We start from the raw sequence: 18945 nt of genomic DNA, 5'->3' as shown, positions 1-18945 counted from the left end.
AAAGTTTTCAAATTTTATCGATTGGAGGGGGCGAGCCAATGGACAGAGGCGGCAAAGAGATGGACAATTCGAGCATGAGCTCAATTCCCATCTACGCGCTCTATGGCGAAGAGACCGAGGATCAGGCGCAGGACTGGCTGCATTGGGAAACCGTGCTGTCGCGCTCAAGCTTGTACGATTTCCGCATCGCGCCGCACCGGCACGAGCAGTTTTTTCAGGTCATTCACGTAACTGCGGGAACCGTCGAAGCGACGATCGACGGCGAGGTCTTTTCGCTGGGTGCCGATACCGCCATCTGCATCCCGGCGCTGACCGTGCATGGCTACGAGTTCTCACCCGACATCGTCGGTGTCGTCCTTACGTTCTTCGAGCGCGACGTGCGCGCCATCCTTCAGCAAAGCCCTGAAATCGCCGAGGCCTTTCGTGGGCCGCGCATCGTTCGCGGCGGTCGGGAGGTCGGCCTCGCCGTCGAACAGCTCATCGCAGAGGCGGGACGGCGCGAGCATGGTCGGGCCACGGCCATGTCGGCGCGTATCGGGTTGCTGCTGGTGGCGATCCATCGGGCCGAGGTTGCCTCCGCCCACTCGATGCAGGCTGATGCCAACCGCGCCGTGCACCACGTCCAGGCCTTCCAGGCTCTTGTGGACGCCGAGTTCGCGCGGGCGCGGCCGATGGGGTTTTATGCCGGTACGCTGGGCATTACGCCGAGCCATCTCAACCGGGTCTGCAAGCAGGTGCTCGGCACCTCGGCCCTGAGCGTCATCGAGCGCCGTATTGCGCTGGAGGCCAAGCGTTACCTCAAGTTCTCCTCGCTCAGTGTCAAGGAGATCGCATTGCTGCTCGGCTATCAGGACCCGTCGTATTTCAACCGCTTCTTCGCCCGGCAGGTCGGCATGGCGCCGGGCCTCTTCCGCAAGGCGGCAAGAGGGGAGGGGGAGGAGGGTGCGGCGCCGCTCCTCCCCGTTGGCCGCCCGTCTAGAACGGGTAGTGGATCGGACCGTCCTGGACGGTGATCCAACGCAGTTCGGTGAACTCGGCTATGCCTGCCTTGCCTCCGAACCGGCCATAGCCAGATGCCTTGACGCCCCCGAAAGGCATCTGGGCTTCGTCATGGACCGTTGGTCCATTGATGTGGCAGATGCCGGCCTCGATGCGGCTCGCCACCGCCATCGCCCGCATCACATCGCGCCCGAACACGGCCGAAGCCAGGCCGTATTCGGTATCGTTGGCGACGCGCACCGCTTCGTCGATGGAGCCGACGCGGATCACCACCACGAGCGGGCCGAAGGATTCCTCCCGGTAGAGGCGCATGCCGGGAGTCACGTTGTCGATAACGGTCGCCTCCATGATCGTGCCCTCGATATGGCCGCCCGCGCTCAGCTTGGCGCCCTTGGCAACCGCGTCCTTGACCAGCCCGTCGATACGCTGGGCCGCCGTCGGGTCGACGAGGCAGCCGAGCGGGGTGTTGCCCTTGCGCGGGTCGCCTGCCTTGAGCGTGGAAGCCTTGGCCGAAAGGGCCGCCACGAACTTGTCGGCGATCTTGTCGTCGATAACGATCCGCTCGGTGGACATGCAGATCTGGCCCTGGTTCATGTAGGCGCCGAAGGCTGCCGCATCGACCGCCGCATCGATATCGGCATCGTCGAGCACCACCATCGGCGCCTTGCCGCCCAGTTCGAGAAGCGCCGGCTTGAGGTTGCGTGCGGCAGTCTCGGCGATGACCTTGCCCACGCGCGTCGAGCCCGTGAAATTGACGCGCCGGACAGCCGGGTGCGCGATGAGCGCGGCAACCAGTTCGGGCGCGTCCTCGGGCGCGTTGGACACGACGTTGAGCACGCCCGGCGGCAGGCCGGCCTCGTTCAGCGCATCGGCGATGAGCCGGTGGGTCCGCGGGCAGATTTCGCTCGACTTGAAGACCACGGTGTTGCCGCAGGCCAGAGGGGTGGCGAGCGAACGCACGCCCAGGATCACCGGGGCGTTCCAGGGGGCGATCGAAAGGATCACGCCGGCGGCCTGACGGACGGCCATTGCCGTCGAGCCCGGCCGGTTGGAAGGGATGATCTCGCCCGTGATCTGGGTCGTCAGTGCCGCTGCCTCGCGCAGCATGTCGGCCGCCAGGTGAACGTTGAAATGCGCCCAGCCCGCCGTCGCGCCGGTCTCGGCGCCCATGGCCTCGATGAACTGGTCGATCTTGGCTTCGAGCGCATCGCCGGCGGCCCAGAGGATCTTCCGGCGCTCGCCGGGCGCGGTGTGGGACCAGCCAGGAAACGCTGCAGCTGCGGCATCGGCGGCCTTGAGGGCGTCTTCGACCGTGGCGGCCGCGGCGCGGGTGGCGACTTCGCCCGAGATGGGGTTGTGCCGCTCGAACACGGCGTCACCGGTCGCCGGCATCTCGGTGTTGTTGATCAGCAAGCCCAAGTCGGTCATTGCGGTTCTCCATGCTGGGTACTGGTTGCGCCGGACTGGCCGAGGAAGGCCCTTTGCACGGCGGGGTCGTTCATGAGGTTGGCGGCGCTGTCCTCGCCGACAATGCGGCCGGCTTCCACCAGGTAGCCGCGGTCGGCGACGGCGAGGCTCGCCTTGACGTTCTGCTCGACGATGAGAAGGCTGACGCCGGTCTTCTTGACTTCGCCAAGCGCTGCGAAAAGCTCCCCCGTCACGATGGGAGCCAGGCCCAGGCTGGGCTCGTCGAGCATGAGCAGGCTGGGCTTGCTCATCAGCGCCCGGCCGATGGCGACCATCTGCTGCTCGCCGCCCGACATGGTGCGGGCGATCTGGCCGAGGCGTTCCTTGAGGCGCGGGAACAATGTCAGCACGAGTTCGCGCGTGTCCCGCTCGAAGGCGCGGGCGCGCCGGGCATAGGCTCCCAGCTCCAGATTCTCCGCCACCGTCAGGTCCCCGAAGATGCCGCGTCCTTCCGGTACCAGCGCGATGCCGGCCTCGAGGAACTGGTGGGCGCGGCGACCGAGAATTTCGGTGCCGCCAAGCCGGACCGAGGCTCCGGGCGCTGGCTTGACGAGCCCGGCCAGCGCCTTGAGCAGCGAGGATTTGCCCGCCCCATTGGCGCCGAGCACCACGACGGTCTCGCCCGAGGCCACGGCGAGACGGGCGCCGTCGAGCGCGAGGTGCTTGCCGTAGTAGATCGAGAGGGGGCCGGCCTCAAGCATGGAGGTCTCCCAGGTAGGCGCGCACCACTTCGGGGTGCCGCAGGACGTCTTCGGTGGGGCCTTCGGCGATGAGGCTGCCGGTGTTCATCACCACGCACCTGTCGCAGAGTGCGCGCACCGCGTCCATCACGTGTTCCACCAGCAGCACCGTCATGCCGCGATCGCGCAGCGACAGGATAAGGTCGATGCCGTCGCGCAGTTCGGTCGGGTTGAGCCCTGCCAGCCACTCGTCGAGCAGCAGCAGGGTGGGGTCCGCCGCCAGCGCGCGGGCGAGTTCCATCCGCTTGAGGTCGATATAGGTAAGGCTTGCGGCCGATTGCCGGGCGCGCCCGCCTAGGCCGACCGAGGCCAGCAGACGCTCGATCTCCGGTTCGGCCGCCGGCCCCCAGAGCGGATGCCGGCGGAAGGCTAGTGCAGCTAGCACGTTCTCCCCCACGCTCAGCGAGGGCAGGGCCCGCACGAGCTGGAAAGTCCGCGCCACACCGCGATGGGCGATCCGGTCGGCGGGCAGGCCGCCGATGGCCTGGCCGGCCAGGTCGATCTCCCCGCCATTGGGCAGGAGGAGTCCGGAGATCATGTTGAGCGCCGTGGTCTTGCCCGACCCGTTGGGTCCAAGCAGGCCCGCGATTTCTCCTCGGGCCAGCGAGAAGCTGAGGCCGTTGACGGCGACCAGCCCGCCGAAGCGCTTGGTCACGTTGCGCAATTCGAGCAGGGCGGTCATCGCGCCGCCTCACGGGAGCCGGCGACGGGACGCACCCGGTTGATGAGGCCCTCGGCGAAGGCCAGGACGCCATTGGGGAGGAGGAAGACGATCGCCACGAACAGCAGTCCCAGGATGATCGAGTAGTGATTGGGGAAGTTGGCCGAGAGCCATTCGAACAGGAGGAAGAGCGGGATGGCGCCGAGCAGGGGGCCGAACAGGCGATTGGGTCCGCCGAGCAGGGCCATGATCACCGTAAGGAAGGAGACGGTCGGGTTGAAGACGATCGAGGGCTCGATATAGGTCCAGCGGGGTGCCTGGATGGCGCCGGCCAGCGTCATGATGACCGCGCTTGCCGCAAAGAGCGTGAGCTTGGTGCGCGTGATGTCGATGCCGAGGTGGCTGGCGGCAACGGGGTCGTCGCCGATGACGCGCAGCGCCAGCCCGATACGGGCTCGCCGCACCCACCAGGCCAGTGCCAGGGTAACGGTGCCCAGGGCCAGGAGCTGCCAATAGATGTGCTCGGGCCCGAGTGGCAGGAACACGTAGCGGCCGAGGGTCTTGGTGACGTTGACCTCGTAATAGGTCACGAGCTGGCGCACCAGTTCGGTCAGGCCGAACGTGAAGACCACGAAGTAAACCCCTGCCAGTCTTAGCGTTGCCATGCCGACCAGAATGGCGAGCACGGCCCCGATGAGGGCTGCCACGAGCAGGATGAGGGGATAGGGCATCACGTCGCCGAGCACGGCAACTGTATAGGCCCCGATGCCGAAGAAGGCGACCGTCGCCAACGACACATAGCGCGTTGGTCCCGAGAACATCGACCAGGCGGTGGCCAGGACGCCGTAGCTGAGGATGCCGATCATGAGGCCAAGCGGGTAGGGGCCGGCATAGGCCGGAGCGGCCGCGAGGATCGCCAGGATGGCGATGGCGCCGATCGTCAGGGAAAGCGTGCGGGCATTCATGAGGCGCTCCTGCCGAAGAGGCCGGAGGGACGCAGCACCAGCACGGCAAGGAAGATGAGGTAGGTCGCCGCGAGCGTGAGGCCAGGATCGACGAACGTCGCCACCAGCGTCTCTACGACACCGAGAATGAGGCCGGCCGCCAGGGCGCCGGGGATGTTGCCCACGCCGCCCATGATGACCACGACGAGCGCCTTCATGGTGAAGACCACGCCGGCCGTGGCGTTGAAAGTGAGATACATCGAGACGATGACGCCGCCGCACGCTGCCAGTGCGCCGCCCAGGGCAAAGGCGAAGCGGGCTACCCGGTCGACATCGATGCCGACGAGTGGCGCTGAACCCGGCGCCACGGCCACCGCGCGGATCGCGGTACCCCAGCGCGTCCGGGTCAGCAGCTGGTAGAGCCCGCCGCCGATGACGATGGCCAGAACGAACGCCAGAACGCGGTTGGCTGCCAGCGAGGTGCCCAGGATGTTCACGGGTACCGCCAGGAACGAGTAGCTCATGAAGCCGGAACCGAAGACGACAAGCGCCACGCCCTGGATGATGAAGAGCAGGCCGAAGGTTGCCAGGATCGAATCCACCTCGAGGCGCCCGCGATCGCCCGATCGGCGCGCCAGCGGCTGAAGCATCACCGCATAGATGAGATAGCTGGCGAGGAAGCCGACGGGCGCCACGATCAGCAGGCCCAGCAGAGGGTTGATGCCAAGGGAATTGAACAGCACGAATGCGCCGAAGGCGGCAGCGATGATCACGTCGCCGTAGGCGAGGTTCATGATCCGGGCGACGCCATATTGCAGCGTCAGGCCCATCGCGATGAGCGCATAGGTGCCGCCGAGCACGAGCCCGGTCAGCAGGGCGCTGAGTACCATGAGAGCCTCATGTCGCGTCGAGTAGAGTTGGGGAGGCGGATTTGCCGCCTCCCGGAAATGGCAGCGGTCAGGCCGCGGTCCAGGCCGGTTTGGGCACTACCGGCTCGCGGGTTCCTTCGCGCTCGGTATGGGCCAGCCCGACGAACTTGCCGTCCTGCCACTGGCCCACGGTCCAGAGCGAGCGAAGCTGGTTGTCCTTGAGCTTGAGTTTGCCCAGGATCGTATCGAATTCGCCCGTCGCAATCTCGCTGGAGACCGCATCGCGGTCGAGGTCGCCGACTCGCTCGATGGCCTGATGCAGGATCTGCAGGCTCGAATAGGTCACGGCGCTGGCCCAGGAATCGGGAGCTTCGCCAATGAGTTCGGTGTGTCGCTTGAAGTAGGCTTCGATCTCGGGACTGTCCGGATCGATGCCCCCGATACCCATGACGTTGTTGTGGTTCGGGCCCGCCACCTTGGGATAGACCGGGAAGGCCGTGCCGACGCCCAGGTAGAACACCTTGGGGTTGAAACTGGCCACGACTGCCTGCTGGGTAATGGCGAAGGTATCGGGCGGATAGGAGAAGGCCGCAAAGGTGTCGGCGCCCAGGCCCGCGATTTCGTTGAGCAGCGGAGCGAAGTCGGACGTGCCGAGTGGGTAGGACTTGTCGTAGACGAGTTCGAAGCCGGCGGCCTGGAAGGCTGGCGTTGCGGCTTTGGACAGGTCGATGCCGAAACCGTCGGCGACGCTGATGATGGCGACCTTGTTGTTGATCTTTCCGGCGTCTCGCTGCTTGACCAGCAGTTGCACGAGGGCATTGGCATAGTCGTGGCCGCCGCCCAGCATCCAGAAGCTCTTCTTCCAGCGCTGCGCGACCTGCGGAGCCATGTCGGTCACTGCGGTGGCGGCGAGCTGCGGATAGCCGAACTTGTCGAAGGATGGGCCGGAGGCCAGGTTCGGGCCGGTGCCCCAGGTAGGCAGGATGAAATCGACCTGGTCCTGGGTCGCCAGGCGCTCGATGGCCCGAACGGTTTCTTCGGCCGAGGACCGGTCGTCGTATTCGATGACCTCGATGGGAAGCTGGACGCCCAGCTTGGAGAGCTTGATGCCGCCTGCATCGTTCACGTCCTTGACCCAGAGCACGTAGTTGGGCGTGGTAGTGATGCCGGCGCCAGCGGCGTTGGCGCCGGTCTTGGAAATGGCGTAGCCGATCCGAACGGTCTTGCGGTCCTGCGCGAAGACGGGCAGGGACCGCAGGGCGGTTGCCGCGATGGCGCTGGCGCCGATGCCGCGCAGAATCGTCCTGCGTCCATAATTGGTCATTAGGTCCTCCTCCATGTACCGGCCGGATGTTTTCCGGCGCGCTCCTCGGCCGACGCGTCGCTGCTGCCTTTTCGGCTATCCGGACGCATCTGTGCCTCTGCTAGAGACCGTATCGGCAGCCCTTGCGTGACGAAATGGACATTTCGAAGAGAGAAATGTACTTTTACGATCAACAGGGAGCGTTATGTGAACCGCGGGCGCCACACGGGCATCGAGATTGAAGTGCAGGCCATCGCCAGCGCGCTTTCAATGAGTGAATGGGACCTGCATGCTCCGCGTCAGTCGGGGCTGGCCCACGCCTTCGTGCTCGTCTCAGGTTCCGGCACCTATCTCATTGATGAAGCGGACTTTACGCTCGATGCGCCATGCGTGTTGTGGCTGCCGGCCGGACATGGCGGAAAGGTCAGGCTACAGGCCGGCGCCAGGGGCATGAGCCTTGCCGTCATCGACGTGGCGCTCAACCGCGTTATCCCTTCGACGTCGGTTGCTGGCGCCTTGCGTGCCGCGATGGACCGTCCGCTGCTTGGTGTCCGCGTAGACGTGGGCTTGGCGCGGGGGTTGATAAAGGACATCGAGGATATCCAGCGCGAGGCCGATGGCGATCTGCCCGGGCGACGCGAAGCGATCATGAGCCGGCTTTCGCTGATCCTCATTGCGTTCTGGCGCCTGGCGAGTTCGGGCACAAAGCTGCCGCAGGCATCGCCTCGCGTTCTGGTCCAGGGGTTTCTGCAACTGGTCGAACTTCACGCGCGCGCACACTGGACGATCGCTGCCTATGCCCGCGCGCTTGGAATTACCGCTGACCGCCTGACCACCGCGATACGCCGTGCCACTGGTTTGTCGCCGCTCGAGCTTGTCCATCAACGGCTGATGGACGATGCCGACGCGCTGCTGGAGCACTCCAACCTCCAGGTGGCGGAGATAGCGGAGACGCTCGGCTTCAAGGACGCCGGTTATTTCAATCGGTTTTTCGCTCGTCGAAAGGGCATGTCGCCAGGGCGGTTCCGCAAGCAGGCAATCGCCAGTAAAGGGGCGCTGGACGGCTCATATTCGGCGTGGCCGTGATAGAATAAGTTCCATAATATATATTATGCGAATCGTGTACAAGCGCCCCCACTCACCGCACCACCAGCACGGGATCACCCAGGACGTCCATAAGCGGCGTGATGCCAAGGCCCGGTGCATCGGGTGCCGTCATGCGGCCGTTGACTCGGCGCGGCGCTCCATCGGCAATCTGCACCGTACCGTAGGAATTGAAATCGGTTGCCGTGAAGCAGAAGCGCGCTGGGGTCGAACGCGCCAGGTGCGCGATCGTGGCCGTGACGATGTCGCCGCCCCAGGTGTCCTCGATGGTCATCGGGATGTTGCTCGAAACGCAAAGGTCGCGCATCAGCCGGGCCTTGGTCAGGCCTCCGACCTTTGAGATCTTCAGGTTGATCGCGTCGAACGCATCCTCGGAAAGGCCGCGCACGAGCGTGGCGACGTCGTTGATGCATTCGTCGAGCACGAATGGCAGTGACGTGCGTCGGCGGATCGAGACACTTTCTTCGTAGGTCATGCAGGGTTGTTCGATATAGACGTCGACGTCGCGGACGGCATTCACGACGCGTGCGGCATCTGCCATGGTCCAGCCGGTGTTGGCGTCGGCTACCAGAATGTCGGTGGGTTCGAGCACTGCCCGGCAGGCCCGGATGCGGGCAATGTCATCCTCTGGCCGACCGCCGACCTTGAGCTGGAAGCGCGTATAGCCCTCGGCGCGATAGCCGGCGATCTTCTGGGCCATCACACTCGAGTCCTGCTGGCTGATGGCGCGATAGAGGATGATGTCCTCCTGCTCGGCGCCGCCCAGGAGCTTGTAGACTGGAAGCCCCGCCATCTTCCCCAGGATATCCCAGCAGGCGATGTCGATGGGCGCCTTCACGTAAGCATGTCCGCGCAGTACCGCATCCATGTGGTGGTTGAGAGGCCAGAGGTCGGTGGGATCCATGCCGATCAGCTTGGGCGCGATTTCGGCGATGCCTGCACGTACGCCGGCTGCATATGCCGGAAGATAGGCCGAACCGAGCGGGCAGCATTCGGCGTACCCGGTAATCCCGGCATCGGTTTCGACCGCCACCACGGTGGAATCGAAGACTTCCACGTAGTTTCCGCCGGACCAGCTATAGCGCCCTTCGCGCAACGGCAGGTCTACCTTGTAGGCCTTTATGGAAGTGATCTGCATCTTTGGTCCTGCCATCCGTTTCTCAGCTCGGGGCGGCTACCTGACGCCTTGCCGGGCGCGGCCCCACTACCCTATGTGTTTGTCTGCCAAGGCGAACGATGTCGCGGAGACAGTGAATGACGACGATTGGTTTTGTTGGAACGGGGACGATTTCCGCCGCCATAGTTAGGGGGCTGGCTTCGGCCGATCCTGGCCTCCGAATCGTGGTTTCGCCCAGGTCGGAAAGCGTATCGATGGCGCTCGCGCAGAGCCTGCCCAACGTGACGCGCGCCGCCTCCAACCAGGAGGTGGTTGGACAGTCCGATATCGTGGTGCTCGGCATGCGACCGGCGCAACTGACGGACGCCCTGGCGGGCATCGGCTTTCGCCGCGAGCAGGTGGTGGTGAGCCTCGTGGCCGGCCTCTCCATGGCCGAGATCCAGAATTTTGCAGGTAGCGCCAGGGCCGTGCGCGTCGTCCCCCTGCCCGGCATCGAACATCGCGTCGGTCCGATCACGCTCTACCCGCGCGATCCGCAGATCGAGGCGTTGCTCACGCCGCTCGGCGACCTCGTCGTCGCGCAGAGTCAGGACGCCCTCCACATGGGCGGCCTGAGCGCCTTCATGTCGAGCTACTTCGAGATGCAGGCCCGTCTCATCGACGCGGCTGTTGCTGCAGGCGCCCCGGCCGAAGACGCACGCACCTATGTGATTTCGCTGCTCTCCATGCTTGCGGACACCGCAAGCAGGACGCCGCACGATCAGCTCGCCAGGCTTGTGCCCGAGCATCAGACCAAGGGTGGCCTCAACGAGTTCGTGCGCGGCCAGCTCATGCAAAGCGGCTGGTATGACACTCTCGCCAAGGCTCTCCATGATGTTGGCACCCTTTCCTGGAACAAGCTCGGCTAGCCGCCCAGATAGGCGCGCACGATGGCAGTATCCTTCGCCAGGTCGCTAGCCTCGCCCTCCATCCGGATGTTGCCGGTCTCGAGCACGTAGCCATATTTGGCAAGCTTGAGGGCCAGCCGTGCGTTCTGCTCGACAAGCAGGATCGTCGCGCCGCGCTCGTTGAGCTGTTTGACGATGCGCATGGTCTCCAGCACCAGCTTGGGCGCCAGCCCCATTGATGGTTCGTCGAGCAGCAGCACCCGTGGGCCATGCATCATGGCCCGGCCGATGGCCAGCATCTGCTGCTCGCCACCCGATAGGAGCGAGCCATCCTGATGCTGGCGCTGCTGGAGGATTGGAAAGAGGCCGAAAACCTCCTCCAGGCGCTCGCCGCGTAGTTTGCTGTCATGGACTGTGAAGCCGCCGAGTTCGAGGTTTTCTCTCACCGAGAGGCCGCGCAGAACGTGCCGCCCCTCCGGAACATGGACCACGCCCATCCGGGCGATCGCGCTGGCCTTGCGGCCGACCAGTTCCTCGCCCTCGAAGGTGATCGAGCCGGCCTGCGCGCGCACGAGCCCCGAGATGGTCTTGAGCGTAGTGGTCTTCCCGGCGCCGTTGGCGCCGAGAAGAGTGACGATTTCTCCACGGCGAACTTCAAGGTCGATGCCGTGCAGCGCGGTGATGCGGCCATACCCGGCCGAGACTCCTTTGAGTGACAGGACGACGTCCCCGGTTTCAGAGCGCAAGGGCGTCCTCCGCGTCTTCGGAACCGAGATAGGCCTCGATCACCTTAGGATTGTTCTGAATTTCCACCGGCGTCCCCTCGGCGATGAGCACGCCGTGGTCGAGCACGCTGACTTTTTCGGAGATGCTCATGACCAGCCCCGTGTCGTGCTCGATGAGGAGCACGGCGACGCCGCGTTCATCGCGAATGCTGGTGATGAGCGCTGTCAGCTCCTCTTTTTCGCTCTTGGTGAGGCCGGCGGCCGGTTCATCGAGCAGCAGCAGCTGGGGTTCAGTCGCGAGGGCACGGGCAATTTCCACCCGGCGCTGGTGGCCATAGGCCAGGGTTGTCGCCTCGCGATGCCAGTCGGCGGCGTCCACGCCAACGAACCGCAGGCATTCGGAGGCCACCTGCTCTATCTTGGCTTCCTCGCGTCGCTGGGACGCGGGTCGGAAGATCGCAGCGATGGCGCCCGCTTTCGTGCGGCAGTGCTGCCCGGACATGACGTTTTCCAGCACCGACATGCCGCGGAAGAGCCGCAGGTTCTGGAAGGTGCGGGCGATGCCGGCCTGGGTTACCTGAAAGGGCTTGAGCGGCAGCATGGCCCGGCCATCGAAGGTGATGGCGCCCTGCTGGGGCTTGTAGAAGCCCGTAATGCAGTTGAAAAGCGAGGTTTTCCCTGCACCGTTCGGGCCGATCAGGCTCGCGATCCTGCCGGCCTCGACGGTGAAATCGACGCCCTGAAGTACCGTATTGCCGGCAAAGCCCAAGGTCACCCCGGACAATTGAAGAAGTTGTTCGCTCATGACCGGCTCCTCGTGGGCCAAATGCCGCTCGGGCGGAAGAGCATGATCAGCAGCAGGCCGACCGCGAAGATGAGCAGGCGGAAGCTGCCGAGATCGCGCAACAGTTCGGGCGCGAGCACAACGATGAACGCCCCCAGGATAACGCCGGGGATCTTGCCCATGCCACCGAGAATGACGGCCATGAGGAACAGCGTCGATTGCCGGAACGAGAAGCTTTCTGGAGAAATCGCCGTCAGGTTGACGGCGAAGAACACGCCGCCCAGCGAGCCGTAGATGGCGCCGATGATGTAGGCGGCAAGCTTGACCCGAACGCGATCGATGCCCATCGCCTCCGCCGCGTCCTCATCGTGCCGCACGTAGAGCCAGGCCCGTCCCAGGCGGGATTCCGCCAGCCGCACCGAGACGATGACTGCGATGACGGCCAGGACCAGGAAGACATAGTAGAAGTCCAGGGGGCCGGCGATATGCCAGCCGAAGAGCCATGGCTGCTCGATTCCGGAGATGCCGCTTGCGGCGCCCGTGATCTGCAGGTTGCGGGCGGCGATGCGGACGATTTCGCCGAAGCCCAGGGTGACGATGGCGAGGTAGTCCGAGCGCAGACGCAGGGTCGGCCCGCCGATGATGATGCCCGCGAGTGCCGCGGCCGCGACCGCTACCGGGAGTGTCAGCCAGAAATTCCAGCCGAACTGTACCGTGAGGATGCCCACGCTATAGGCCCCCACTGCAAAGAAGGCGGCGTAGCCGAGGTCGAGAAGACCGGCATAGCCGACCACGATATTCAGTCCCAACGCCAGGATGGCGTAGAGCAGCGCGTTGGTGAGAATGACCGTGGCATAGGGGCCAAAGATCAGCGGCGCGGCAATCATGGCCGCAGCCAGTACTGCTAGGATCGCGCCCTTCTTGGCCGGGGTATCGAACCAGCGATCCAATCCGCTCCAGACGCGGGATCTTGCTTCGTCCTCTGCCATTTACATGCGCTCCTGTTCGGATTTGCCCAGAAGGCCGGTGGGTTTGAACACCAGGACCAGGATCAGGACCGAGAAGGAGAAGACGTCCTTCCACTCGCTGCCGATGCCCGGAATCTGCGTGCCGAAGGCTTCGAGCAGTCCCAGGATCAGGCCGCCGAGCATGGCTCCCGGTATCGAGCCGATGCCGCCGATGACGGCTGCAGTGAAGGCCTTGAGGCCAATCAGGAAACCCATGAAGTACCAGACCGAGCCGTAATAGGCTCCGGCCATGGTCCCCGCCGCGCCGGCAAGGGCCGATCCGACGAAGAAGGTCACCGCCACCACGCGATTGACGTCGATGCCCATCAACTCGCACATGTCCTTGTCCACGGACACGGCGCGCATGGCGCGGCCATATTGGGTTCGAGACACGAAGAGTTCGAGGGCGATCATCAGCACTGCGGCGGTTCCGACGAGGACCAGTTGCTTGAAGCTGATGAAGATCGAACCCAGGTTCACTCCGCCGAACCCGAGCTTGGGCGAAAACGCAAGGATCTGGCCGTTGGTAAGGGTCAGCACCGCGTTCTGAAGCACCAGCGACACGGCCAGGGCCGTGATCAGGATCGAGAGGCGCGGCGCCTTGAGCATGGGCGTATAGGCCACGCGCTCGATCACCACGCCGAGGAATCCTATGGCGACCATGGAAAGAAGGATTGAGACCCCTACCCCGAACCAGCCGGGCCCGATGATGGGGGCAAGGAAGGAAAAGGCCATCAATCCGACGAAGGCGCCCACCATGTAGAGGTCGCCGTGTGCGAAGTTGAGCAGCTTCACCACGCCGAAAACCATGGTGTAGCCCAACGCTACCAGGGCGTAGAACGACCCTAGTACCAGCCCATTGATGAGCTGCTGAGCGAGAATGTCAAACAAGTCACTTGCTCCAGTTCCCGTGGCGTCGCCGGGCGCCGGAGAGCGCCCGGCAAGGTGAGTACGGTTACTCGGCTAGCGCCCAGGTCCCGTTCTTGCCTTCGAGAACGATGAAGTTGGAGCGGGCAAGGGTGTTGTCCTTGTTGAACGAAATCGGACCGGCCAGGCCGTCCTTGAAGTCGGCGCCCTTGAGGGCCTCGATGACAGCCGCGCTGTCAGTGGTGCCAGCCTTGTCGATGGCCCAGGCCAGAAGCTTCATGCCGTCGTAGCTGAGGGGCGCGTAGGGGCCCGGAGCGTTGCCGAACTTGGCCATGTAGGCGTCGGCGAAGGCCTTGGCGCCAGGAAGGAATTCGGCTGTCGGGTTGGAGAAGCCGATCACGCCTTCTGCTGCTTCGCCGGCGAGCTTGAAGAGGTCTGGCGAGTTCGAGCCGTCGCCCACGGCGATCAGTCCCTGGTAGCCGGCTTCGCGAAGCTGACGGATGAGGAGACCGCCGTCGGCATAGTAGGCGGTCCAGAAGACGCCATCGGGGTTGGCGGCCTTGATCTTGGTCACCACGGCTGAGTAGTCCTGCTCGCCCTTGTTGACGGTTTCGAACGCAGCGACGGTGTTGCCGGCGTCGGTCCAGGCCTTGCGTGTCAGCTCGGCCAGGTCCTGGCTATAGGCGTCGCCTTCGTTGACGATCGCCAGGGACTTGAGGCCGCGCTTGGTGAAGACTTCCATGGCCTTGGCCACCTGGTCATTGCCGGTGGAGTTGATCATGAAGGCGTTGCCGGGGTTGGCCGGGATCAGCTTGGTCGAGTTCGCCGCGGTGATAATGAACGGCAGCTTTGCATCGCCGTAGATCTTGAGCGTGGGAACCGTCGCGCCCGAGCAGTAACCGCCTACGATGCCAACCACCCCACTCGAGGCCAGCTTGGTCGCGGCGTTGGTCGCCTGCTGCGGATCGCACGCATCGTCGCCGACGACCTCGGACACCTGTTTGCCCAGGATGCCGCCGGCGGCATTGATCTCATCGATTGCTATCTGAATGGCATTGGCCATGTCCTGGCCATACGTCGCTTCCGACCCCGTCGTGGGCACCTGCACGCCGACGGTCAACCCCTGTGCCATCGACGGAAGTGCCGAAGCTGCCAAGACGAGGGCAGCACCAATCCCAATATTTCGTACGAGACGAAGCATTACTATTCCCCTTTTTGCATCCTGATGTTTCCTCGACATCGACCAACTGCTCTAAGCTGCTTGTGCGCTTGCATTGTTTGGCCTGCACAACATCGTTGCACGCCCGGGGAGTGGCGGCTGGTCCAAAGTTGGCTGGATTTCAGTCCAAAAGTACCATATCGTGTCCGAAGTTTAGTTCATTTCACCTGAAAATGAGCAGACCTTGAGGCACCTGGACCGCATTGATCGCAAGATCATCGACGTGCTCGACCGTGACGCCAGGGTCTCCATGGCCTTGCTGGCCAAGGCCGTGGGGCTCTCCAAGACCCCGGTACAAGCGCGGGTCAAGCGCCTCGAAAGCGAAGGATACATTCGCGGCTACCGCGCCGTGATCGACTGGAGCCGGCTTGGTGAAGGTCACATCGCCTTCGTTCAGGTCACATTGTCGGACACGCGGTCACGGGCGCTCGACGAGTTCAACCAGGCCTCCAAGGCAATCAACAGCATCGAGGAATGCCACATGATTGCCGGCTCCTACGACTATCTCCTCAAGGTGCGCACCGACGACATCACCACCTATCGCCGCGTCCTCGGCGAAACCATCTCCAGCCTCCCGCACGTGGCCCACACCTCGACCTTCGTGGTGATGGAAGCCGTCGTCGACACCTAGCCCGGCCCCTGCTTTTCTCAGGCTAGCTACCCTGCCCCATGCCCCTGCCGCCAACCGCCAGGGAGCTGCCTCGGGCGACGACGCGGGGCGTCACGACGAAATGTTCTGCCTCCTGGCGCCCGCGGATGCGTTCGATCAGCAGCCGGGCTGACTGCAGGCCCAGCACCTCGCCGGATTGATCGACGCTGGTCAGGTTGTTCTGTGCGAAATCGCAATACATCGTGTTGTCGTAGCCCACGACCGCCAGGTCGTCCGGAATGGCGAGGCCGAGCTCTGTTGCGATGCTGATGACCTCGAGGGCAATGAAGTCCGTCCAGCAGAAGAGCGCATCCGGCTTGTCCGGGCTCTGGAGCAGGCGACGGGTCGCGGTCTGCACTTCGCGCAGGGTCTGGCCGACGCGCAGGATCTGCACATGTTCCTGCAGCCCATGGTCGCCCATGGCCTGGCGATAGCCGTGTTCGCGTTCGGTGATGAGCGTAGATGTCGTCGAGTTAAGGCTGAGCATGGCAATCTTGCGGTAGCCGTTGGCCACCAGGTGGCGCACCACCAGGATCGCGCCGAGCCTGTCGTCGTTGTTGACGGTATCGAACGAGCTCTCGCCCTCGACGTGATGACCGATGGTGACGAGCGGCTTTCGGCTCGCTGTCGGTTCGAGGAACGCCGGATTGACCGTGGTTCCCACCAGAATCAATCCGTCCATCTGACGGTCGATCATCGAGTCGATCAGGGTCTCCTCGATGAGCGGGGTCGACAGGCTGACTCCGAGCATCAACTGGTACTGCGTGCGCTCGAGGGCCGAATTGATGCCCGCCAGAATATCGGCGAAGAACGGGTTGCGCAGGTCGGGGAACGTCACGCCGATGGTGAAGGTCTGACCGCGCATGCCGCGAGCGGTCGCCAGCGGTCGATAGTTCAGTTTCTTCATGGAAGCGCGGACTTTGGTCTTGAGCGCCTCGCTCACGCCATAGGCCTCGCGCAGCACCTTGGACACCGCCGCCACCGACACGCCCGCGTCCTCGGCGACCTCCTTGATGGTCACCCGACCCGACTTTTGGTTTTGAGCCATTGGCACCCCCTCCCCGCCTTGTCTCATGGATTTTGCCGAATGCCCATTGCAATCGTCAAAAAAATGTAGAACGCTATACGTAGAACAATACACAAAGCCGGAACAGGCGCCCAGGGAGGTCTTGCGTGCACGACGTAATGGAGAAGGCTGCGCCGGATTCGGTGGCGACCGGATGGGTCGCGGAGATGATCCGCCCGCTCAGCGATCAGGGCGTCGGCACGCCCGCGAGCTTCGTGAGCAAGACTTTCCGGCTCGACCGCGTCGGCGGCCGCGAAGTGCTGCGGATCAGTGCGCTGGGCCTATACCGCTGCTTCATCAACGGGCGGCGCGTCGGTCACGACCTGCTGACCCCGGGCTGGACCGCTTACGACAAGCGCCTTTCGTTCCAGACCTATCTCGTGGCCGATCTGCTCGTGCCCGGCGAGAACGAAATCTCGATCTGGCTGGGCGACGGCTGGCTGCGATCGCAGTTGATGTGGGGCAAGGCGCCCATCTTCAACACCTGGGGCGAGCATATTGCCGCAATCGCCGAGCTGCGCGCAGCCCCCGAGGACCGTGATCCGATCCTCGTGACCGATGCGAGCTGGCAAAGCGGCGAGTTGCCGATCCGCAAGTCGGGCATCTATTACGGCGAGGCCTTCGACGCGCGCTTGACGCCGGTCGTCTCAGCGGGCGTTGAGCCCCTGCCCTTCGACTCGTCGATCCTGGTCGCCCACGAGACGACGCCGGTCCGCGAATTGGTGCCGATCGAGGTCGTGCGTTCCTGGACGGATGCGGAGGGACGCACCGTCTACGACTTCGGGCAGAACCTCGGCGGCTACGTCGCCTTCTCGGTGAAAGGTGATGCCGGCGCGCGCGTCGAGGTGGAGCATGGCGAAGTGCTCGATCAGTCCGGCCAGTTCTACAACGGCAACTATCGCACCGCAGCAGCACGGTTCGAATACACCCTTGCCGGCAAGGGCGAGGAGCACTATCGGCCGACCTTCACCTTCCAGGGCTATCGCTACGCGCGCGTCACGATCAGCGGCAATGCACGCCTGACGCACATCGTTTCGGTGCCGATCAGTTCGGTGACGGAGGTCAAGGCGAGCTTCACCTCGGCCAACCCGCTGGTGAACCGTCTGGTGCTCAACACGCTCTGGTCGCAGCGTTCCAATTTCATCGAGGTACCGACCGATTGCCCGCAGCGCGACGAGCGCCTGGGCTGGACCGGCGACGCCCAGGTTTTCGCCGGTACCGCCTGTTACCTGGCCGACACGCAGAGCTTCTTTACCAAGTGGCTTCGCGACGTCGTTGCCGATCAGCGCGAAGATGGCGCCGTACCGCATGTGGTCCCCGATCCGACCCGCCTCAAGCCACAGGATTACCCAGGCTTCTTCGGCTCGACCGGGTGGGGCGATGCCATTGCCCAGGTGCCCTGGCAGGTTTATCTCCACTACGGCGATACCGCGATCCTGCGCGAAACTTTGCCGGCCATGGTCAAGTGGGTCGATTTCGTCTGGTCGATCAGCGACGGTCCGATCGTCTCGCCGCCCCGGCAGTGGGGCGGGCGTGGGTTCACGTTTGGCGACTGGCTGCAGCCCAGCGGTCCGTCGGCAAAACCGCTGCCGACGATCGGTGACGACGCGGCCGCCACCATCTATCTCTTCATCACCGCTTCCTTGGTGGGCCGTATCGCGCGCATCGTCGGCGAGACCGGTATCGCCGCGCGCATGGAAGACATGGCCAGCCAGGTCAAGAGCGCCTTCGCCCGCGAATTCGTGACGGCCTCAGGGCGCCTCGCCTATGACGACCAGACGTCCTACGCCCTTGCCATCCTTCATGACCTCGTGCCCGAGGAGCATCGGGAAGCGGCGAAGGATTATTTCAAGTCGACGATCCTGCGCTCGGAAGGGCGGATCGGGACCGGGTTCATCGGCACGCCGGCCCTGCTGCCCTCGCTCGTCAAGATCGGCGAGCCGGGCATCGCCGCCGATGTCTTCCTGCAGGAGCAGGTGCCGGGCTGGCTCTATCAGGTCAAGATGGGTGCGACCACGATCTGGGAGCGCTGGGATGCCATCGCGCCGGACGGCTCGATCTACAATCCGCAGATGAACTCCTACAATCACTACGCCTACGGGGCGGTGTGCCAGTGGCTGTTCGAAGGCGTGGCGGGCTTCCGCCCTGATCCGCAAGATCCGGGCTTCGCCACCATCATCTTCGAGCCGACTATCATCCCCGAACTCTCGCCGGTTGCCGCCAGCCACGACTCGATCGCCGGTACCATCAAGGCCGGATGGTCCGTCGAGGGCGAAACCGTCACCTATGACGTCGAGGTGCCCGACCAGTCACGAGGACTTCTGCGGCTGCCCGCGGGCGCGCGCAACGCGCAGGTCGATGGACAGGCGTGGAACGGTGGCGACGAGCCGCTTTCCGCCGGCCAGCATCGGATCGTGTTCGAGCTGGCTCCGGCCGCTCGCCTCGGCCTCGACAAGCTCGACATCAACGCACGCACGCCGTGAGGCTGCGTGAACGATTGCCCGAAACGGGCCAAACTGGGAGGAAGAAGACAGTGT

General features: G+C 64.3%; 18 protein-coding genes. 5 read left to right on the top strand and 13 right to left on the bottom strand.

The features are described 5' to 3' along the window. Nucleotides 1-38: 38 nt before the first annotated feature. Nucleotides 39-1013, top strand: coding sequence for a helix-turn-helix domain-containing protein (locus FNA67_RS10635; RefSeq protein ID WP_244616604.1), 975 nt, complete (start codon nt 39-41; stop codon nt 1011-1013). Here FNA67_RS10635 and FNA67_RS10630 read toward each other — a convergent pair. The 6 genes from FNA67_RS10630 to FNA67_RS10605 all read right to left on the bottom strand — a co-directional run bounded on the left by FNA67_RS10630 (nt 976) and on the right by FNA67_RS10605 (nt 7004). Next, nucleotides 976-2427 (bottom strand): aldehyde dehydrogenase, encoded by a 1452-nt coding sequence (locus FNA67_RS10630; RefSeq protein ID WP_147656016.1) that lies wholly within the window; start codon nt 2425-2427, stop codon nt 976-978. The genes FNA67_RS10635 and FNA67_RS10630 overlap by 38 nt on opposite strands. Then, nucleotides 2424-3167, bottom strand: coding sequence for an ABC transporter ATP-binding protein (locus FNA67_RS10625; RefSeq protein WP_147656015.1), 744 nt, complete (start codon nt 3165-3167; stop codon nt 2424-2426). Before FNA67_RS10625 ends, FNA67_RS10630 begins: the two co-directional genes overlap by 4 nt. Next, nucleotides 3160-3888, bottom strand: a complete 729-nt coding sequence (locus tag FNA67_RS10620; RefSeq protein ID WP_147656014.1) for an ABC transporter ATP-binding protein — start codon at nt 3886-3888, stop codon at nt 3160-3162. The genes FNA67_RS10625 and FNA67_RS10620 overlap by 8 nt, the downstream gene beginning before the upstream one ends. After that, nucleotides 3885-4832, bottom strand: a complete 948-nt coding sequence (locus FNA67_RS10615) for a branched-chain amino acid ABC transporter permease (protein ID WP_147656013.1) — start codon at nt 4830-4832, stop codon at nt 3885-3887. The genes FNA67_RS10620 and FNA67_RS10615 overlap by 4 nt, the downstream gene beginning before the upstream one ends. Then, nucleotides 4829-5701 carry a branched-chain amino acid ABC transporter permease gene (locus FNA67_RS10610; protein ID WP_147656012.1) on the bottom strand — a complete coding sequence of 291 codons (873 nt, stop codon included), beginning with the start codon at nt 5699-5701 and terminating at the stop codon, nt 4829-4831. Before FNA67_RS10610 ends, FNA67_RS10615 begins: the two co-directional genes overlap by 4 nt. A gap of 67 nt (nt 5702-5768) precedes the next feature. Then, nucleotides 5769-7004 carry an amino acid ABC transporter substrate-binding protein gene (locus FNA67_RS10605; protein ID WP_049705085.1) on the bottom strand — a complete coding sequence of 412 codons (1236 nt, stop codon included), beginning with the start codon at nt 7002-7004 and terminating at the stop codon, nt 5769-5771. A 126-nt stretch (nt 7005-7130) separates the two neighbouring features. On the opposite strand from FNA67_RS10605, the gene FNA67_RS10600 reads away from it, so the two are divergent. Beyond that, the gene (locus FNA67_RS10600; RefSeq protein WP_147656011.1) at nt 7131-8069 is read left to right on the top strand and encodes a helix-turn-helix transcriptional regulator; all 939 of its coding nucleotides are present in this window, start codon (nt 7131-7133) and stop codon (nt 8067-8069) included. 52 nt (nt 8070-8121) lie between these two features. Here FNA67_RS10600 and FNA67_RS10595 read toward each other — a convergent pair whose 3' ends face one another. Next, nucleotides 8122-9225 carry a cis-3-hydroxy-L-proline dehydratase gene (locus tag FNA67_RS10595; RefSeq protein ID WP_147656010.1) on the bottom strand — a complete coding sequence of 368 codons (1104 nt, stop codon included), beginning with the start codon at nt 9223-9225 and terminating at the stop codon, nt 8122-8124. A 116-nt stretch (nt 9226-9341) separates the two neighbouring features. Between FNA67_RS10595 and FNA67_RS10590 the strand changes: the two genes are divergently transcribed. Next, nucleotides 9342-10112, top strand: a complete 771-nt coding sequence (locus FNA67_RS10590; RefSeq protein ID WP_147656009.1) for an NAD(P)-binding domain-containing protein — start codon at nt 9342-9344, stop codon at nt 10110-10112. Here FNA67_RS10590 and FNA67_RS10585 read toward each other — a convergent pair. The 5 genes from FNA67_RS10585 to FNA67_RS10565 all read right to left on the bottom strand — a co-directional run bounded on the left by FNA67_RS10585 (nt 10109) and on the right by FNA67_RS10565 (nt 14606). Next, nucleotides 10109-10837, bottom strand: a complete 729-nt coding sequence (locus FNA67_RS10585) for an ABC transporter ATP-binding protein (protein WP_049705081.1) — start codon at nt 10835-10837, stop codon at nt 10109-10111. The two genes, FNA67_RS10590 and FNA67_RS10585, sit on opposite strands and share 4 nt — an antisense overlap. After that, the gene (locus FNA67_RS10580; RefSeq protein WP_147656008.1) at nt 10827-11621 is read right to left on the bottom strand and encodes an ABC transporter ATP-binding protein; all 795 of its coding nucleotides are present in this window, start codon (nt 11619-11621) and stop codon (nt 10827-10829) included. Before FNA67_RS10580 ends, FNA67_RS10585 begins: the two co-directional genes overlap by 11 nt. Next, complete coding sequence (locus FNA67_RS10575) at nt 11618-12589, bottom strand: branched-chain amino acid ABC transporter permease (RefSeq protein WP_147656007.1); 972 nt, start codon at nt 12587-12589, stop codon at nt 11618-11620. Before FNA67_RS10575 ends, FNA67_RS10580 begins: the two co-directional genes overlap by 4 nt. Then, a complete protein-coding gene (locus tag FNA67_RS10570; protein ID WP_049705079.1) occupies nt 12590-13498 on the bottom strand; it encodes a branched-chain amino acid ABC transporter permease in 909 nt (302 codons plus the stop codon). Between the two features lie 64 nt (nt 13499-13562). Then, nucleotides 13563-14606 carry a branched-chain amino acid ABC transporter substrate-binding protein gene (locus tag FNA67_RS10565; RefSeq protein WP_210246454.1) on the bottom strand — a complete coding sequence of 348 codons (1044 nt, stop codon included), beginning with the start codon at nt 14604-14606 and terminating at the stop codon, nt 13563-13565. Nucleotides 14607-14886: 280 nt separating this feature from the next. Here FNA67_RS10565 and FNA67_RS10560 point away from each other — a divergent pair, with 280 nt between their 5' ends. Further along, nucleotides 14887-15324, top strand: coding sequence for an Lrp/AsnC ligand binding domain-containing protein (locus FNA67_RS10560; protein ID WP_049707968.1), 438 nt, complete (start codon nt 14887-14889; stop codon nt 15322-15324). Between the two features lie 22 nt (nt 15325-15346). Here the strand turns inward: FNA67_RS10560 and FNA67_RS10555 are convergent, their stop codons facing one another. Beyond that, entirely contained in the window at nt 15347-16390 is a 1044-nt protein-coding gene (locus FNA67_RS10555) for a LacI family DNA-binding transcriptional regulator (protein ID WP_147656006.1), read from the bottom strand. A gap of 137 nt (nt 16391-16527) precedes the next feature. Here FNA67_RS10555 and FNA67_RS10550 point away from each other — a divergent pair, with 137 nt between their 5' ends. Continuing rightward, a complete protein-coding gene (locus FNA67_RS10550; protein WP_147658184.1) occupies nt 16528-18891 on the top strand; it encodes an alpha-L-rhamnosidase in 2364 nt (787 codons plus the stop codon). The last annotated feature ends 54 nt before the right edge of the window (nt 18892-18945 follow it).

Source organism: Youhaiella tibetensis (assembly GCF_008000755.1).
GTDB classification, from domain to species: domain Bacteria; phylum Pseudomonadota; class Alphaproteobacteria; order Rhizobiales; family Devosiaceae; genus Paradevosia; species Paradevosia tibetensis.
This window is presented reverse-complemented; position numbering and strand designations above follow the sequence as displayed.

Excerpts from the sequence above, each read along its gene's own strand:
- FNA67_RS10635 (WP_244616604.1), top strand. The coding sequence starts at position 39 with ATGGACAGAGGCGGCAAAGAGATGGACAATTCGAGCATGAGCTCAATT.
- FNA67_RS10630 (WP_147656016.1), bottom strand. The coding sequence starts at position 2,427 with ATGACCGACTTGGGCTTGCTGATCAACAACACCGAGATGCCGGCGACC.
- FNA67_RS10625 (WP_147656015.1), bottom strand. The coding sequence starts at position 3,167 with ATGCTTGAGGCCGGCCCCCTCTCGATCTACTACGGCAAGCACCTCGCG.
- FNA67_RS10620 (WP_147656014.1), bottom strand. The coding sequence starts at position 3,888 with ATGACCGCCCTGCTCGAATTGCGCAACGTGACCAAGCGCTTCGGCGGG.
- FNA67_RS10615 (WP_147656013.1), bottom strand. The coding sequence starts at position 4,832 with ATGAATGCCCGCACGCTTTCCCTGACGATCGGCGCCATCGCCATCCTG.
- FNA67_RS10610 (WP_147656012.1), bottom strand. The coding sequence starts at position 5,701 with ATGGTACTCAGCGCCCTGCTGACCGGGCTCGTGCTCGGCGGCACCTAT.
- FNA67_RS10605 (WP_049705085.1), bottom strand. The coding sequence starts at position 7,004 with ATGACCAATTATGGACGCAGGACGATTCTGCGCGGCATCGGCGCCAGC.
- FNA67_RS10595 (WP_147656010.1), bottom strand. The coding sequence starts at position 9,225 with ATGCAGATCACTTCCATAAAGGCCTACAAGGTAGACCTGCCGTTGCGC.
- FNA67_RS10590 (WP_147656009.1), top strand. The coding sequence starts at position 9,342 with ATGACGACGATTGGTTTTGTTGGAACGGGGACGATTTCCGCCGCCATA.
- FNA67_RS10580 (WP_147656008.1), bottom strand. The coding sequence starts at position 11,621 with ATGAGCGAACAACTTCTTCAATTGTCCGGGGTGACCTTGGGCTTTGCC.
- FNA67_RS10575 (WP_147656007.1), bottom strand. The coding sequence starts at position 12,589 with ATGGCAGAGGACGAAGCAAGATCCCGCGTCTGGAGCGGATTGGATCGC.
- FNA67_RS10565 (WP_210246454.1), bottom strand. The coding sequence starts at position 14,606 with ATGGCACAGGGGTTGACCGTCGGCGTGCAGGTGCCCACGACGGGGTCG.
- FNA67_RS10555 (WP_147656006.1), bottom strand. The coding sequence starts at position 16,390 with ATGGCTCAAAACCAAAAGTCGGGTCGGGTGACCATCAAGGAGGTCGCC.
- FNA67_RS10550 (WP_147658184.1), top strand. The coding sequence starts at position 16,528 with ATGGAGAAGGCTGCGCCGGATTCGGTGGCGACCGGATGGGTCGCGGAG.